This window comes from Frondihabitans sp. 762G35, assembly GCF_002074055.1.
Lineage (GTDB): Bacteria > Actinomycetota > Actinomycetes > Actinomycetales > Microbacteriaceae > Frondihabitans.
This window is the reverse complement of record NZ_CP014619.1, coordinates 1,233,920-1,249,157: the sequence shown is the minus strand read 5'-3', so window position 1 is coordinate 1,249,157 and position 15,238 is coordinate 1,233,920. Positions and strand designations below refer to the sequence as shown.

The window sequence follows — 15,238 nt, the reverse complement described above, 5'->3', positions numbered from 1 at the left end:
CGCCCGCCCCGCGCGGCGCTCGTCAGACCGACAGGCGGGTCGCAGGAGGCACGGGGTCGCCCTCGATCGCCTCCGCGCCCTCCAGCAGGGCCGGTGCCGCCGCCAGCACGCCGGGACGCGTGATCGCCAGCACGACGGTGTACACCACGCCGACGGCCACGAGCAGCAGCGACAGCAGCGGCATGAAGTCGAACGTGCCGCCCTGGCCCGGGCGGAGGTTGCCCCAGATCGGGATCAGGAGCACCAGCATGCCGACGATGGGCGACACCACCCAGAGCAGCGGGTTCTTCGCGACGCCGCTCCGGCGGAGGCGGAAGAACTGGACGATCAGGGCGAGGTTCGCCACGAAGTACATGATCACCACCCCGAAGATGCCGAGCGTCGGGAGGACGCTGCCCGCTTCCGCCGGGTCGACGAACTGCATGACGCAGCCGATGACGAGGCTCGGCACGACGAACGCGATGCCCGCGACCCACGGGGTCTTGTAGCGCGGGTGCGTCCGGTCGAGGACGGCGGGCCAGAGCCGCCCGCGGGCACCGGCGAACAGAACGCGGGCCGTCTGCGTGTTCGCGGAGATGTAGGAGGAGGTGAGGCTGACGAGGAACACGGCCACGAGGAAGGGGACCGCGAAGCTGCTCGACACGTGCAGGAAGCGCACGGTCGCGGTGGCGAACGGGTTGGGGTCCTTCGCGAAGTCGCCGACGTGGTTCACGCCGAAGGCCGAGATGACGGCGTAGGAGCCGAGCACGTAGAGGAACCCCGAGATGAGGACCGATCCGACGAGGCCGATCGGGACGTTGCGGCGCGGGTTGTCCGTCTCCTCCGCCAGCGGCGCCGAGGCCTCGAAACCGCCGAACGCGACGACGGCCAGGCCGAACGTGATGAAGATGTTCGACGCCTCCGTGCCCTTCGGCCAGGTGAACGGCACCGCGGAGAGCCCCTCGGCGCCGCCCTGCAGCACCACGGCGAGGCTGATGACGAGGAGGACGACGACCTCGATCAGATACAGCACCACGGTCACGCGCACGCCGAACTGCAGCCCAATGATGACGGGCACCGTGACGATGACGCCGTAGACGAGCGTGATGGCGACCGTGAGGAGGTTCACTCCCGCTCCCGCGGTCGTCACCCCGAACACGTTCGCGACGATGTACTGCCCGGCGAAGATGTAGATGCCGCCGAACGTGATCATGTAGCCGACGATCGTGATGACGCCGATCGCCGTCGCCACCCGCGCTCCGAGGGCCCGGCTGATGTAGGTGACGAAGGAGCCCGCACTCGGGTAGATGCTCGAGAACTGGGCGAGGCTGAGCGCCGTCGCGAGCATGCCGACCATCGAGATGAGGAAGACGAGCGGAACCGACGGCCCCGCGAGGGACGCCATGACGGCCGTCGTGAAGAACAGGTTGAAGGCGGGCGCGATCTGCGCCACGCCCGGCATCAGCACGCCGAGGAGACCCAGCTTCTTGGAGCTGAGCGTTTCCGTCTCGGCAATCGCGTCGGTCACGGGGTGGTCCTTTCGATCTCGGTCAGGAAGCGGAGGAGGGTGGTGTTGAAGTCGTCGGGGTGCTCCCAGACGCAGCCGTGACCGCCCCGGGTGGTCTCCCAGCGGGAGCCGGGGACGAGCTCGTGCAGGTCGTGGGAGAGGGCGGTCGGGATGAGGATGTCCTCGTCGCCGGCGAGGACGAGCGTCGGCACGGCGAGGCCCGGGAGGCGGGCCGTCGTGTCGTGCGTCTGGATCGCGGAGAGCTGCGCGAGATACGCCGGGGTCGGCATGTTCAGGTGCTTCATGCCGGTCTCGAACTCGGCGAGCTCGTCCTCCCTCGTCCGGAAGAAGTCGAGCGTGAACGCCCACAGGGTCACGTCGCGCATGACGAAGGGAACGCCCATCACGGGGGCGAGGTCCTCCCACATCGAGAACATCCGGGAGCAGAACGGACCGGGGGCCGCGTACGTGCACGCGAGGGTCAGCGAACGGAGGTCGGCGGGGTGCTTGAGGGCGTACTCCTGGACGATCATCCCGCCCATCGAGACCCCGAGGAGGTGGAAGTCGGTGATGCCGAGGGTGTCGACGAGGGCCTTCGTGTCGTCGGCGAGGAGCTCGGTCGTGTACGGCCCCGCGGGCTTGGACGTGGCTCCGACGCCCCGGTTGTCGAAGGTCAGCACGCGGTAGCCGGCCTCGAGCAGCGCCGGTGTCTGGTAGGCCCAGGTCTCCTTCTCGTCGGCCAGGCCGTTGACCAGCACGACGGTCCGCTCCCCCTCCCCCTCGAGGAGGTAGTCGATCTCGATTCCGTTCACGGATGCGGTGGGCATCAGGCTCCTTCGTTCGGGTTCTGCGGGTTCCGCAGGATCTGCGGGTCGTCCGGGTTCAGTGCGGTGGTGCGGTCGTGGAGTGCCGTCAGCAGCTCCTCGGTCAGGGCGAAGTGCTCGCGGGCGAGTCGCTCGGCGTCCTCCGGGCGACGCTCGAGCACGGCCGCCGCCAGCACCGTGTGCTGATCGACGGCGCGTCTCCGGACGTCCTCGCTGAACGGCTCGCCGTGGAAGCCGAGACCCACCTCGTGCTGCAGCCGGAGGCTCAGTTCGGCGAGCTGCGAGTTGTGCGTCGCCGCGGCGATCGCCTGGTGCACCTCGAGGTCGGCCAGCCGCGACGCGTCGCGATCGGTCCCGGCGTCGCGGTAGGCCCGCGCGGCGGCGCGGATGCGCTCCTCGTCCTCGGGCAGGATGCGCTGGGCGGCGGTCCTCGCGATCTGCTGCTCGATGAGCGATCGGAAGTCGAGGGTCTCCTTGACCGTGCCCCAGCTCTCGCCGAGCGCACGGCGGACACCCGAGTCCGACGCGGGCCCCCACTGCGAGACGACGAAGGTGCCGCCCCCGCGTCCGCGCTGGACGCGGACGTAGCCGAGGGCCGCGAGGCGGGAGATCGCCTCCCGCACGGTCGACTGGCTCACCTCGAGCATCGTCGACAGCTCCGGGAGCGTCGGCAGCCGCTGGCCGACCACGAACTGCCCGAGCGCGAACGCCGTCACGAAGCGGTCGGCGATCCGCGCCGCCGCCGTCTCGGCCACGAGCGGGCGGAGTGCCGCCACGTCGTCGCGCCGCCGCCGCTGATCGCTCACGACCGTGCCTCCCCGGCGCCGAGGTGATCGAGGAGGAACCGCGCGAGCGTCCGGGCACCCTCCACGATGCTCCGGAGCTCCACCGCCTCGTCGACCCCGTGCATGTTGCGCGTGCGCGGGCCGTAGGCCAGCGCGGGGGTGTCGAACTGGTTCAGGTAGTAGCGGGCGTCCGTCGTCGAGCCGATCGGAACCGCCGCGGGCGTGACGCCGTGGGCCGCCTCGTGCGCCCGGGCGAACCGACGGACGAACGGGTGGCCGGGATCCTGCGCGTACCGCTCCGCCCGGTAGCCGTTCAGCCGGTAGGTCGGCGGGTGGGCGAGGAGCCACGGGTCGTCGCCGGACGCGTCGGCGACCGCCGCCCGGACCTCGTCGACGGTGCGCTCGGCCGTCCACGCCGCGGGGTGGCCGACCCGCACGCCGATGCGCGCGACCTCGGGGACGCTGGACGCCCACGAGCCGGAGCGGAAGGTGCCCACGTTCACCGTGTAGGGCGCCTCGATCGTCGAGAACGCAGGATCGGCGCCGACGCCGCGGTGCTCGTCGTTCATCCGGCTCTCCAGCCGCCGGAGCCCCTCGAGGACGGGAGCCGCGGCGAGGATCGGGTTGACCGACCGACCGGCCGCCTCGGCGTGTCCGGAGCGGCCCTCCACCTCGATCTCGATCCAGACGATGGCGATTCCGGCGAGGAGCATCTCGAGCTCGGTGGGTTCGAGGAGGACGGCGGCGTCGGCGAGGACCCCGGCCCGGCCCGCCGCGAGCGTACCGTTGCCCGTGCACTCCTCCTCGATGACGGCGAGGACCGTCAGGGCGCCCCGCTGCCAGCCGGGGTGGGTCTCGTCGAGAGCGCGGAGGGCCAGGAGCCCCATGGCGAAGCCGCACTTCATGTCGCCGGCGCCCCGTCCGACGAGCCAGCCGTCGCGGCGGGTCGGTTCGAAGGGCGGAGACGTCCAGCCGCCGGCGTCCTCGGCGGGGACGACGTCGATGTGACCGTTGAGGAGCAGGCTCGCGGCTCCCGGGACCGAGCCGGCGCGGCGACCGACGAGGTCGTAGCGACCGGCGTACGACATCGGCGGGATCCCGGCCAGCGGATCGGAGCCGATCGATTCCGGGACGGCGAGTCGCTCCAGCTCGAAGTCCGAGGCGGCGAGCGCGTCGGCGAGGACCTCCTCGGCGGCGGATTCGCGGCCCACGGTGCTGTCGGCACGGACGAGGTCTTCGAGCAGCTCGAAGGCTGCGGGGGCGTGGGTCTCGAGCGCGTCGTCGAGAGCGGAGAGTGCGGCTTTCACTAAACAACCAATCTTTAGTGGTTAGAAAATAGACCCCTCCGGCTTCTCAGCGGAAGACACGAAACATGACTGTTACACCGGGGCTTTGCTACGCTGACTCCGATGTTCGTCAGGCGCACGCCTGTTCGCCAGGCGAACAAAGAAGGAGAACGATGACGATCTCGAAGACCGTGCCGACGCCGGCCGACGCCGTCGCCGACATCCCCGACGGCGCGACCGTCATGGTCGGGGGGTTCGGCCTCGCGGGTCAGCCGGTCGCTCTCCTCGAGGCGCTCCTCGACCAGGGCGCGACCGACCTCACCGTCGTGAGCAACAACGCGGGCAACGGCGACACCGGGCTGGCCGCCCTCCTCGCCGCCCGACGCGTCCGCAAGATCGTCTGCTCCTTCCCGCGCCAGGTCGACTCGTGGGTCTTCGACGGTCTGTACCGCAGCGGCGACATCGAACTCGAGCTCGTCCCCCAGGGCACGCTCGCGGAGAGGATCCGCGCCGCCGGTGCCGGGATCCCCGCGTTCTTCACCCCGACCGGCTTCGGGACACCGCTCGCGGACGGCAAGGAGACGCGGGTCGTGGGCGGCCGCGACGTCGTCCTCGAACACGCGCTCCACGCGGACTTCGCCCTCGTCGGCGCCCGCTTCGCTGACCGGTGGGGCAACCTCGTCTACCGGGAGACGGCCCGCAACTTCGGCCCGATGATGGCGTCGGCCGCCGCCGTGACCATCACGCAGGTCGACGCGATCCTGCCCCTCGGCGATCTGGACCCGGAGCGGATCGTCACGCCCGGGATCTTCGTGCAGCGGGTGGTCGAACTCGGCGAACGCCCGTGGCTTCGCGACGGAGAACTCGTGACCGGGGCCGGACGCGAGGCCCTGGCGTGAGCGGCCGGATCTCGCGCGACGACCTGGCCGCCGTCATCGCCCGCGACATCGCGGAGGGCTCCGTGGTGAACCTCGGCATCGGCGCGCCCACCCGGGTGGCGAACTTCCTCGACCCCGCCCGGGAGATCGTCCTGCACACGGAGAACGGCCTCCTCGGCATGGGCCCGGAGCCCGAGGCCGACCTGATCGACCCCGACCTCATCAACGCCGGCAAGATCCCCGTCACGGCTCTGCCGGGCGCCTCCTACTTCCATCAGGCGGATTCCTTCGGCATGATGCGCGGCGGGCACCTCGACGTGTGCGTCCTCGGCGCGTTCCAGGTCTCGGTGCGCGGCGACCTGGCGAACTGGAGCACCGGGAGAGCCGACGCGATCCCGGCCGTCGGCGGCGCGATGGACCTCGCGATCGGCGCCAAGCAGGTCTTCGTCATGACGGATCTGCTGGCCCGCGACGGAACCCCCAAGATCGTCGCGGAGTGCACGTTCCCCCTGACCGGAGTGGCCTGCGTCGACCGGATCTACACCGATCACGCCGTCTTCGACGTCACCGACGCGGGGCTCGTCGTGCGCCGCGTGTTCGGCGACGCCACCGTCGACGAGCTCCGTGCTCTCACGGGTCTGCCCCTGATAGACCCCAGCGAGACCGACGACGAGAGAGCAGAAGACCGATGACCGCCAGCTTCGTGTACGACGCCGTCCGAACCCCCTTCGGGCGCCTCGGTAAGGGCCTCGCCGGCGTCCGCCCGGACGACCTGGCCGCCTCGACCCTCCGCGCCCTCCTCGATCGCCACCCGGACCTCGATCCGGCGCGCCTCGACGACGTCATCGTCGGCGACGCCAACCAGGCCGGCGAGGACAACCGCGACGTCGCCCGCATGGCGGTCCTGCTCGCGGGCCTCCCGACGAGCGTCCCCGGATCGACGGTCAACCGCCTCTGCGGCTCGAGCGTCGAGAGCGTGATCCAGGCCAGCCGCGCCATCGAGGCCGGTGACGCGACCCTCGTCGTCGCCGGCGGTGTCGAGTCGATGAGCCGCGCCCCGTGGGTCGCCCTCAAGCCCGATCGGCCGTACTCCCCCGCCCCGGCGACCCTCCACTCGACGACCCTCGGCTGGCGGATGGTCAACCCGGCCATGCCGACCCGGTGGTCGATCCCCCTCGGCGAGACCGCGGAGATCCTGGCCGACAGGTTCTCGATCTCCCGCGACGCACAGGACGCCTTCGCGCTGCGGAGCCACCGCCGGGCCTCCGAGGCGTGGGACGCGGGTCGCTACGACGACGAGATCGTCCTCGTCCCCGGCACCTCCCTGACGCGCGACGAGGGGATCCGCGCCGACACGTCGCTCGAAGCGCTCGGGGCTCTGAAGCCGGCCTTCCGGGCGACGGGCAGCGTCACGGCCGGCAACTCCTCCCCGCTGAACGACGGAGCCTCGATGCTCCTGATCGGCGGCGAAGGGGCCCTCCCGGGCGAACCGCTGGCCCGGATCATCGGTCGCGGCGTGTCCGGCATCGACCCCGACGTCTTCGGGATCGCCCCCGTCGAAGCGGCCGACCGGGCCCTGGCGCGGGCCGGCAAGTCGTGGAGCGACGTCGACCTCGTCGAACTGAACGAGGCTTTCGCGTCGCAGAGCCTCGCCTGCCTCGGCCTCTGGCCGGACCTCGACCCGGAGAAGGTCAACGTCGACGGCGGGGCCATCGCCCTCGGCCACCCCCTCGGCGCATCGGGCGGCAGGATCATCGGCCACCTCGCCCACGCCCTCGAACGTCGCGGAGGCGGCATCGGGGTCGCCGCCATCTGCATCGGCGTGGGCCAGGGGCTCGCCGTCGTCCTCGAGCGATAGCCTCGACGCCGTGCCGCCCGAGTCGACCGTCGCCCCCGTCCAGTCGTTCGCGCGCGGCCTCACGGTGATCACGTCGTTCGACGCCGATCACCGGGAGATGACGCTGAGCGAGATCGCCACGCGCACCGGTCTCGCCCGCGCGACGGTGCGCCGGTTCCTCCACACGCTGGTCGACCTCGGCTACGTGGCGAGCGACGGTCGCACGTTCGTCCTCACCCCGCGCGTGCTCGAGCTCGGGTTCAGCTACCTCTCCGGCCTGAGCCTGCCCGAGGTCGCCCAGCCGCTCCTCGAGGCGCTCTCCCGCGACGTCGGGGAGTCGAGCTCGGCCTCCGTCCTCGACGGCGACGACATCGTCTACGTGGTCCGGGTGCCGACGCGCAGGATCATGTCGGTCGGGATCAGCATCGGCACGCGTTTCCCGGCGCACGCCACGTCCATGGGGCGCGTGCTCCTCGCGGGGCTGACCGACGAGGAGCTCGACGAGCGTCTCGGTCGGCTCAGGCCGACGGCGTTCACGCCGAAGACGCTCACCTCGCCGGCCCTCGTCCGCGACGCCGTCCTGCTCGCGAGGCGCCAGGGCTGGGCTCTGGTCGACGGCGAGCTCGAAGCGGGCCTCCGATCGATCGCGGCCCCGGTCCGCGCGCGGGACGGGCGCGTGCTCGCCGCCGTGAACGTCTCTACGTCGACGTCGACGTCGCTCGAGACGATGCGGGAGCGCATCCTGCCCGCCCTGCTCGAGGTGGCGACGACGCTGAGCGACTCGACGAAGCGGGGTCCCGGGGCCTAGCGCTCCTCGGCCGAGGGCGCGAGGACGATGTCGAACCGGGTCCGCGACCACGGAGCCCCGCCGAGGTCCCGACCGTCGGGCGTCGTCGCTCCCGCCCGCTGACGGTCGAAGTCCATGATCAGCGACTCCTTCACGCCGAAGACGGAGTCGCTCGCGAGGAGCTCGTCGCCCCGGACGAAGATGTGCGTCACGAGCGTACGTCTCCCGGGCGCCGAGACCATGAAGTGCAGGTGCGACGCCCTCATGGGCGATCGTCCGACGGCGGCCAGGAGCCGTCCGACGGGACCGTCGTCGGGGATCGGGTAGGGCGTCGGCGTCAGCCCCCAGAAGCGGAAGGTGCCCTCCTCGTCCGAGAACAGGTGAGCGCGACCGGCGACCCGGTCGTCGGAGTACTGGACGTCGTAGAAGCCGTCCTCGTCGGCCTCCCACACCTCGATGCGGGCACCGGGGATCGGGGCTCCCTCGGTGTCGCGGACGCTCCCCTCGACCCAGCAGGCCTCCCCGGGGGCGTCCCCGGCGATGTCGCCGCCGTTCTCGATCAGCGGCGCGTCGCCGACGAAGAAGGGCCCGAACACGGTCGCCTCGGTGGCGTCGCCGTGGGCCTCGTTGTTGATCGCGACCGTCTGCATCGAGAGGCCGAGCACGTCCGACAGGAGGATGAACTCCTGCCGCCGGTCGTCCGTGATGTGGCCGGCGTCGGTGAGGAAGGCGATCCCCGCGTTCCACTCGGCCTCGGTGAGACGGACGTCGCGGACGAAGGCGTGCAGATGCCGGGTGAGAGACTGCATGACCTCCCGGAGGCGCGGATCGGGAGCCGCGGCGAACGAGGCGACCACGGTGTCGACCAGGTCGTCCTCCCGCTTCGTCTGGGCATCCCGCGTGTCGTCGTCGAGCATGGTGGCGTCCTTTCTGTCAGAGGTTCACGGCGGCTTCGAGGTCCGCCGAGTGCGCGAAGTCGTCCGCGGGGGTTCCGGCCCACGCGGCACGCAGGAGCACGCGGAGCACGGCCTCCGTCACCGGGCGGGGGTGCGACGGCGGAACGGCCGACACGATGAGGCGCGCGGCCTCCGGGATGTCGCTCTCGGAGAACCCGTGGTCGCGCAGAGCCGTCGGAGCGTGGAGGTCGCGCCGGAGGCTCTCGAGACCCCCGAGACCGGTCGAGGCGCCGAGAGCGTCGGCGAGCCGACGCTCGGCCGCCGGGGCGGCCGGCAGGGTGAACGCCGCCACGTACGGCAGCACGACCGCGTGCGTCTCGGCGTGGGGCAGCCCGTAGGTCCCGCCGAGGACGTGGCAGATCTTGTGGTGCAGCCCGGATCCTGCCGAGGCGAACGCCGTCGCGGCGAGGTAGGTGCCGAGGAGCGCCCGGTCCCGGCCGTCCGCGTCGTCGGCCGTCGCGACGACGGCGCGGAGCCCTGCGGCGAGCGCCCGGATCCCCTCGGTGGCCAGGGCGGCGTTGATCGGGTCGGCTCGCGGCGCCCAGAGCGAGTCGACGCAGTGCGCGATCGCGTTCAGGCCGGACGCCACCGACAATCCGACCGGGAGGTCCCGCGTGAGCTGCGCGTCGTAGACGATCGCCACCGGCAGGACCCGCGGGTCGGAGCCGGTCGTCTTGCGACCGTCCTCGGTCAGGCCCCAGACGTCGGTGGCCTCAGATCCCGCGTAGGTGGTCGGGACCGCGACGATCGGGATGCCCGTGGTCAGCGCGATAGCCTTCGCCAGACCGGTCGTCGAGCCTCCGCCGACGGCGACGACGACGTCGATCCCCGCCTCGGTCGCCGCTCGTCGCGCCCGAGCCGCCGTCTCGAGCGGGACGTGCTGCACGACGTCGGTCCAGGTGAGGGCGACCGGGATGACGTCGGCGAGGGAGCGGGCGAGCGCCGCCTGGGAGCCCGAGGTGACGACCATCACCCGGGCCGCGCCGAGCCGTTGCACCTCCGCGACGACGTTCTCGACGGCCAGACCGGCGCCGAAGAGCACTCGACCGGCTCGGGTCTCGTGCGTGAAGGAGAGCGTCATCGATCGGACGCCCGGCTGAGGATCGTCGACAGGGCGGACAGGAGGGCGTCGCGAGGATCGTCCACCAGGGAGGTGGACCTCCAGGCGATGATCTTGTCGGGGCGGACCAGCAGGACGCCGTCCTCGTCGATCTCGCGCAGGCGCTCCCAGTCGAAGTAGAGGTCGGTGTTCTCCCTCCCCGGCCCGATCACGACTGCGGCGAGGGGAACGCCCAGCTCGCGCGCCACCTCCGGTGCCGCATCCGCCCACGCCTGGCCCGCGATGCCGGTGAAGAGGGTGAACCGGGTGCTCGGAGCGAGGTCGAGCGTCGAGCGCTTCCGGGCGGAGTCCCCGACCCAGGCGTGGGGCAGGGGCGACCCCGGCACCGTCGACGTCTCGTAGTAGAGCTCCGGGTCGCGGGTCGGCTCGGGCTTCGTCGAGCCGTCGGAGAGGACGGCGCTCGACGCGTAGAACTGGCCGAGCTCGACGCCGTGCGCATTGAACTCGTAGTTCTTGAGGTCCATGGCGGCGGTGATGGCCCTCCGCTTGGCGGCGCCGCGCGGGGTGTTCGCCTTCCTCTCCTCGATCTGCTCGCGCATCTCGTCCTCCGTCCTGGCATCGGTGACCCCGAGCGCCGTGAAGAGCTCGCCGAACTCCCGGCCCGACTTGTTGGCTCGCCGGACGATCTGCCGGGCGACGGGTGCGCGCTCGGCCGTGTACGTGTCGAGCAGCTCCTCGCCGGCCTGCCCGCGGATCACGGCCGCGAGCTTCCAGGCGAGGTTGTAGGAGTCCTGGACCGACGTGTTCGAGCCGAGACCGTTCGACGGCGGGTGCCGGTGGATCGCATCGCCGGCGGCGAACACCCGCCCCTCCTGGAGGCGCGTGGCGTACATCTCGTTGTTGCCCCAGAGCGACGTCCCGGTGATGGTCACCTCGAGGTCGGGCACCCCCAGGAGGTTCCGGACGATCTCCGTCGCGGCCGCCTCGTCCACGCGCGGCTCCGGACCGTCGATGTCGTAGCCCCAGACGATCAGCCACTCGTTCCACGGCCGGACCATCCGCACGAGGCCGGCGCCGATGCCTCCCACGTTCGACCCCGGCTGGATCACCCAGTACAGGACGCTCGGTCGGTGGCCGACGAGCTCCCGGATGTCGGCGGTGAAGGTGATGTTCATGGATCCTGCGATGTCCATGCGCCCCTCCATCGGGAGGTCGAGATCGGCGACGACCCTGGAGCGCGCCCCGTCCGCGGCGATCAGGTACTTCGCCCGGACCTCGTACGGTCGGCCGGTCACGCGGTCGAGGACCTGCACCGTCACGCCGTCTGCATCCTGCGTGTGGGAGAGGTACTCGCTCGAGAAGCGCGTCTGCGTCCCGCGGGCGGTGGCGTTCCGCACGAGGATCGGTTCGAGGTAGTTCTGCGGCACGTCGCAGTTGAGGGTCGGCGACGCGGCCACGTAGTCCGCGTGACGGGCGGGGCTGGTGCCCCAGGTCAGGATCCGGCCGATCTCCTCCCCCGCCAGCGACGTGCAGAAGACGGTGTCGCCGATCATCTCGTGCGGGGTCGACTCGGCCTTGACCTGCTCCTCGATGCCCATGTCGCGGAAGAACTCCATCGAGCGCTGGTTCGTGATGTGCGCGCGCGGCGTGTTGGCGGTCCAGCGGTACTTGGTGATCATCGTGTTCGCGATGCCCAGCGTCGAGAGCGCGAGGGCGGCGGACGCACCCGCGGGTCCCGATCCGACGATCAGGACGTCGGTCAGGACCGGCCCGCCCCGGTCGTCGGGGAGGGTGGTGTCGGCAATGCCGTCGTGGAAAGTCGCCATGGGAACAGCCCTTCGCGCGTTCGGGCCACGTCGTCGTGGTCTCGCGGACGAGTATCGCCTGCGCGGGCGTGGAGGCGGACGGAACCGGCCGGATCCGGCGCGAGATGTCCGGAATGATCAAACGGCGGCGAGGCGCTCCGACAGGACGTCGACGGGGCGCCGGTCGAACCGGGCGCGGAACGCCCGGGTGAAATGGGCGTGCGACGCGAAGCCGCACCGATCGGCGACACCGGCGACCGTCGCGGGGCCGTCCTCCTCGCCCCGCAGGATCCGGTGGGCGAGGTCGAGACGGCGGCCGAGGATCGTCTCGGCGAGGCCCGCTCCCGTTCCGGCGAAGAGGCGCCTGACCTGCCGCTCGGAGAGGCCCTGGCTCGCGGCGACGCTCTCGACGGTCAGCTCGCGGTCGTGCAGGTGCTCGTCGACGTGGTCGACGATCACGAAGCGGCGCCCCTCGGCGCTCCTGTCGAAACCGGGGGTCAGCAGGAGCCGCAGCCGGGTGGTGAGCTCGGCCGCGGTCTCGGTCGCACTCGCGCGGTCGGGCGCGGCCAGCGCGGCGCCGAGGAAGCGGTCCAGCGAGCGGGACGCCGGCGTCGTCCCGGAGCGTCGGCCGCCGTCCACGAGGCGGACCCGAGCGGGCGACTCGGACGACGCCACGGTCTCCGCCACCGCGTGAGGGATCCGGACGACGAGCTCGTCGACCCCCTCGGCGAACCGACGGGAGAACGGCTCGGCGATCGGGCAGAGGGTGATCGAACCGGGATCCTGCCGGATGCTCCCCCAGCGGCTGGTCAGCGTCGACGAGCCCCGACGGGTCAGGTAGAGAACGGAGTCCCCGGCCGCGGCGCCGGCGATGTGACTCGTCCGGCGGGCGACGGCGTGCGGTGTGGCGACGACGTGGGCGACGTCGAACGACCCGAGCCGGGCGTTCGTCTCGACGGCGTCGAAGCGGCCCGAGCGCGGGGTGAGGCAGGAGAGACCGACGAGCGATCGGGCGTTGTGCGCCTCCCACTCCGCGACCGGATCCCCGGACGTCACGTGACGCGTCGAGAACGTCGTTGCCTGCATGGAACGCCCACTTCGCTGTGTCGGGAGGAGGACCGCCCCTCCCTGGGGACGCCCTCCCGTGTCACTGTAGGTCAGCGCGTGCGAGACGTCACGTCGTGCCGCCCGCGGGGCGATCGGGCGCCCGTCCTCCGTCCGCCCTACAGTGAGCGCATGCTCCCACCGTCGCCGCACCGGTCGTCCCGTGAGCGGGTGGCCTGAGTGCGCTCCTTCCTCCTGCGCGCGCGGGAGTCCTTCTGGTTCCTCCCGGCCGTCTTCGGGCTCCTCTCCATCGTCCTCGCCGAGGCGCTGGTGGCGGTCGACCGGGTACTGATCGACGACGGCACCCGTGTCGCTTTCCTCGACGCCCTGAGCGCGTCGGCCGCCCGGAGCATCCTCTCGAGCATCGGCACGTCGATGCTGACCGTCGCCGGCACCTCGTTCTCGATCACGATCTCGGTGCTCGCCACGACGTCCTCGACGTACGGCCCCCGACTCGTTCGGAACTTCCTGGCCGATCGAGCGAACCAGCTCGTCCTCGCGGTCTTCACGTCGACCTTCCTCTACGCGCTGGTGGTCCTCCGTTCGGTTCGTTCCGAGTCCGACGGCGGTTCCGGGTTCGTGCCCACGATCGCCGTCCACACGGCCGTCCTGATCGGCATCCTGGACGTGGCGGTGCTGGTGTTCTTCATCCACCACATCGCCGACTCCGTCCAGATCTCCACGCTGCAGAAAAGAGTGCAGGCGGACCTCATCGGCGCCATCGACTCGGTCTATCCCGCTCGCCCGGACGGGCGCACCGTCGACGCGGTCGACATCGATTCGACCGACACCGCTGCGGTGGCCACCGAGAGCGACGGCTACGTCCAGCATGTCGATCTCGTCGGACTGCGACGAGCAGCCACCCGCGCGGGATGCGTCCTGGACGTCGCGGCGATGCCCGGCGAGTTCGTGATCCCGGGCGATCCCCTGGTCCGGGTCCGACCCGCGGACAGGGCGGCCGACGTCGCCGGCAGCGTCAAGTCCGCCATCACGATCGGAACGGGTCGCACTCCCCACCAGGACGTCCGTTTCGCCCTGCAGCAACTCGTCGAGATCGCCGTCCGAGGTCTCGCGTCCGGGACCAACGACCCCTACACCGCCGTCACCGCGCTCGACCTCGCGGGAACGGCGCTCGTGCCCCTCATGACGAGGCCCGCGGCGGCGACCACCCTCGCGGACGAGGACGGTACCGTTCGCGTGAACCTGCATTGGCCCGCTCCCGACGACCTGCTGCAGGACCTCTTCGAGGGCGTGGCCGTCTACGGCCTCGACCATCCGCTCGTCGTCGACGCCGCCCGGCGCCTGGCAGGACGCCTGCGCCAGTCGGCGAGCGGTTCCACCGCGACCGTCCTCGACCGGGCACTCGACACCCTCCATTAGCCGCCGACGATCCCGGCGCCGACCCCGACATCACCCGTTCCCGAGGAGCAGCACCATGAGCGAAGAGAAACGACGCGAACTCGGCGACTCCGACGCCCCGATCGAGGACGACCTCCAGGACTCCTTCGACAGCACCGTCGAGGCCGGAGCCGAACGGCTGCACCGGACCCTCGGCACCATCCTGATCACGGGCTTCTTCGGCGGCCTGGAGGTCGGCGTCGGCATCATGGCCCTGCTCGCGGTCCTCACCGAGACCGGGAACCACCTCCTCGCCGGGCTCGCGTTCAGCGTCGGACTCATCGCGCTCCTGCTCGCCCACTCCGAGCTCTTCACCGAGAACTTCCTCCTCCCGATCGCCGCCCTCGTCGCCCGCGAGGGGAACGTCCGGCAGCTGATCACCCTCTGGGCCGGAACGCTCGTGGCGAATCTCGCCGGCGGCTGGCTCTTCATGTGGCTGATCGTGCAGGCCTTCCCCGAGTGGCACGAGACCCTCGCCGAGTCGGCGCACCACTTCGTCGACGCGCCCTTCTCCCTCCAGACCGTGGTCCTCGCGGTCCTCGGCGGGAGCACGATCACCCTGATGACCCGGATGCAGCAGGGCACCGAGTCGGACCCCGCCAAGATCGTGGCGGCGGTCGTCGGCGGATTCCTCCTCGCCGGGCTCCAGCTCTTCCACTCGATCCTCGACTCCCTGCTGATCTTCGGCGCCATCCAGGCCGGCACCGACATCACCTACGGGCAGTGGCTCGGGTGGTTCGGCTACACGCTGCTGTTCAACATCCTCGGCGGGCTGCTTCTCGTGACGGCGCTCCGGCTCCTGCGGACCAAGGACCTCGTCGACGAGCGGCGGCGCGAGAACGGGTGAGGAGAGTCCCCGACCGGGATCGGATCGTGCGAGATCCTTCCCGGTCGGGGACAGGCCGACACTCCCAGATGGTGTCGGCGGGGGCGCGAGGCTCCCGGTCGGGAGAGATCCTCGCAAGTGGCTGGAAGGGAACCATTACCCGAGATTCCGCTCGCAGGATCCGCGACTCTCTGACGCCTGAGATG

14 protein-coding genes are annotated in these 15,238 nt (G+C 71.3%); 6 read left to right on the top strand and 8 right to left on the bottom strand.

The features are described from left to right. Window positions 1–22: 22 nt before the first annotated feature. The 4 genes from AS850_RS06040 to AS850_RS06025 are packed head-to-tail and all read right to left on the bottom strand — an operon-like array spanning window position 23 to window position 4,402. Complete coding sequence (locus AS850_RS06040) at window positions 23–1,507, bottom strand: APC family permease (protein WP_119868302.1); 1,485 nt, start codon at window positions 1,505–1,507, stop codon at window positions 23–25. Next, complete coding sequence (locus AS850_RS06035; protein ID WP_119868301.1) at window positions 1,504–2,313, bottom strand: alpha/beta fold hydrolase; 810 nt, start codon at window positions 2,311–2,313, stop codon at window positions 1,504–1,506. The genes AS850_RS06040 and AS850_RS06035 overlap by 4 nt, the downstream gene beginning before the upstream one ends. Next, on the bottom strand, window positions 2,313–3,116 hold the full coding sequence (locus AS850_RS06030) for a FadR/GntR family transcriptional regulator (RefSeq protein ID WP_119868300.1): 804 nt from the start codon (window positions 3,114–3,116) through the stop codon (window positions 2,313–2,315). Before AS850_RS06030 ends, AS850_RS06035 begins: the two co-directional genes overlap by 1 nt. Beyond that, window positions 3,113–4,402, bottom strand: coding sequence for a M20/M25/M40 family metallo-hydrolase (locus AS850_RS06025; protein WP_119868299.1), 1,290 nt, complete (start codon window positions 4,400–4,402; stop codon window positions 3,113–3,115). Before AS850_RS06025 ends, AS850_RS06030 begins: the two co-directional genes overlap by 4 nt. A gap of 152 nt (window positions 4,403–4,554) precedes the next feature. Here AS850_RS06025 and AS850_RS06020 point away from each other — a divergent pair, with 152 nt between their 5' ends. Genes AS850_RS06020 through AS850_RS06005 form a run of 4 tightly spaced genes read left to right on the top strand, consistent with a single transcriptional unit; the run spans window position 4,555 to window position 7,904 of the window. Then, window positions 4,555–5,280: a 3-oxoacid CoA-transferase subunit A gene (locus tag AS850_RS06020; protein WP_119868298.1), complete on the top strand. Its 726-nt coding sequence runs from the start codon at window positions 4,555–4,557 to the stop codon at window positions 5,278–5,280. Next, window positions 5,277–5,951, top strand: a complete 675-nt coding sequence (locus tag AS850_RS06015) for a 3-oxoacid CoA-transferase subunit B (protein WP_119868297.1) — start codon at window positions 5,277–5,279, stop codon at window positions 5,949–5,951. Before AS850_RS06020 ends, AS850_RS06015 begins: the two co-directional genes overlap by 4 nt. Next, complete coding sequence (locus AS850_RS06010; protein ID WP_119868296.1) at window positions 5,948–7,117, top strand: thiolase family protein; 1,170 nt, start codon at window positions 5,948–5,950, stop codon at window positions 7,115–7,117. The genes AS850_RS06015 and AS850_RS06010 overlap by 4 nt, the downstream gene beginning before the upstream one ends. Before the next feature lie 10 nt (window positions 7,118–7,127). Next, on the top strand, window positions 7,128–7,904 hold the full coding sequence (locus tag AS850_RS06005; protein ID WP_119868295.1) for an IclR family transcriptional regulator domain-containing protein: 777 nt from the start codon (window positions 7,128–7,130) through the stop codon (window positions 7,902–7,904). On the opposite strand, the gene AS850_RS06000 is transcribed toward AS850_RS06005, so the two are convergent. The 4 genes from AS850_RS06000 to AS850_RS05985 form a co-directional block, all read right to left on the bottom strand. Continuing rightward, window positions 7,901–8,800: an intradiol ring-cleavage dioxygenase gene (locus AS850_RS06000; protein WP_119868294.1), complete on the bottom strand. Its 900-nt coding sequence runs from the start codon at window positions 8,798–8,800 to the stop codon at window positions 7,901–7,903. The two genes, AS850_RS06005 and AS850_RS06000, sit on opposite strands and share 4 nt — an antisense overlap. Before the next feature lie 16 nt (window positions 8,801–8,816). Further along, window positions 8,817–9,920 (bottom strand): maleylacetate reductase, encoded by a 1,104-nt coding sequence (locus tag AS850_RS05995; RefSeq protein ID WP_119868293.1) that lies wholly within the window; start codon window positions 9,918–9,920, stop codon window positions 8,817–8,819. Then, window positions 9,917–11,725, bottom strand: coding sequence for an FAD-dependent oxidoreductase (locus AS850_RS05990; protein WP_119868292.1), 1,809 nt, complete (start codon window positions 11,723–11,725; stop codon window positions 9,917–9,919). Before AS850_RS05990 ends, AS850_RS05995 begins: the two co-directional genes overlap by 4 nt. A gap of 117 nt (window positions 11,726–11,842) precedes the next feature. Beyond that, entirely contained in the window at window positions 11,843–12,790 is a 948-nt protein-coding gene (locus AS850_RS05985; protein ID WP_119868291.1) for an AraC family transcriptional regulator, read from the bottom strand. 198 nt (window positions 12,791–12,988) lie between these two features. Here AS850_RS05985 and AS850_RS05980 point away from each other — a divergent pair, with 198 nt between their 5' ends. Together AS850_RS05980 and AS850_RS05975 are read left to right on the top strand one after the other, a co-directional pair. Further along, window positions 12,989–14,188: a DUF2254 domain-containing protein gene (locus AS850_RS05980; RefSeq protein WP_119868290.1), complete on the top strand. Its 1,200-nt coding sequence runs from the start codon at window positions 12,989–12,991 to the stop codon at window positions 14,186–14,188. Between the two features lie 55 nt (window positions 14,189–14,243). Next, window positions 14,244–15,053: a formate/nitrite transporter family protein gene (locus tag AS850_RS05975; RefSeq protein ID WP_119868289.1), complete on the top strand. Its 810-nt coding sequence runs from the start codon at window positions 14,244–14,246 to the stop codon at window positions 15,051–15,053. The last annotated feature ends 185 nt before the right edge of the window (window positions 15,054–15,238 follow it).

Coding starts and splice junctions, on each gene's coding strand:
- AS850_RS05995 (WP_119868293.1), bottom strand. CDS start 9,920: ATGACGCTCTCCTTCACGCACGAGACCCGAGCCGGTCGAGTGCTCTTC.
- AS850_RS06010 (WP_119868296.1), top strand. CDS start 5,948: ATGACCGCCAGCTTCGTGTACGACGCCGTCCGAACCCCCTTCGGGCGC.
- AS850_RS06020 (WP_119868298.1), top strand. CDS start 4,555: ATGACGATCTCGAAGACCGTGCCGACGCCGGCCGACGCCGTCGCCGAC.
- AS850_RS05985 (WP_119868291.1), bottom strand. CDS start 12,790: ATGCAGGCAACGACGTTCTCGACGCGTCACGTGACGTCCGGGGATCCG.
- AS850_RS05990 (WP_119868292.1), bottom strand. CDS start 11,725: ATGGCGACTTTCCACGACGGCATTGCCGACACCACCCTCCCCGACGAC.
- AS850_RS06035 (WP_119868301.1), bottom strand. CDS start 2,313: ATGCCCACCGCATCCGTGAACGGAATCGAGATCGACTACCTCCTCGAG.
- AS850_RS06000 (WP_119868294.1), bottom strand. CDS start 8,800: ATGCTCGACGACGACACGCGGGATGCCCAGACGAAGCGGGAGGACGAC.
- AS850_RS05975 (WP_119868289.1), top strand. CDS start 14,244: ATGAGCGAAGAGAAACGACGCGAACTCGGCGACTCCGACGCCCCGATC.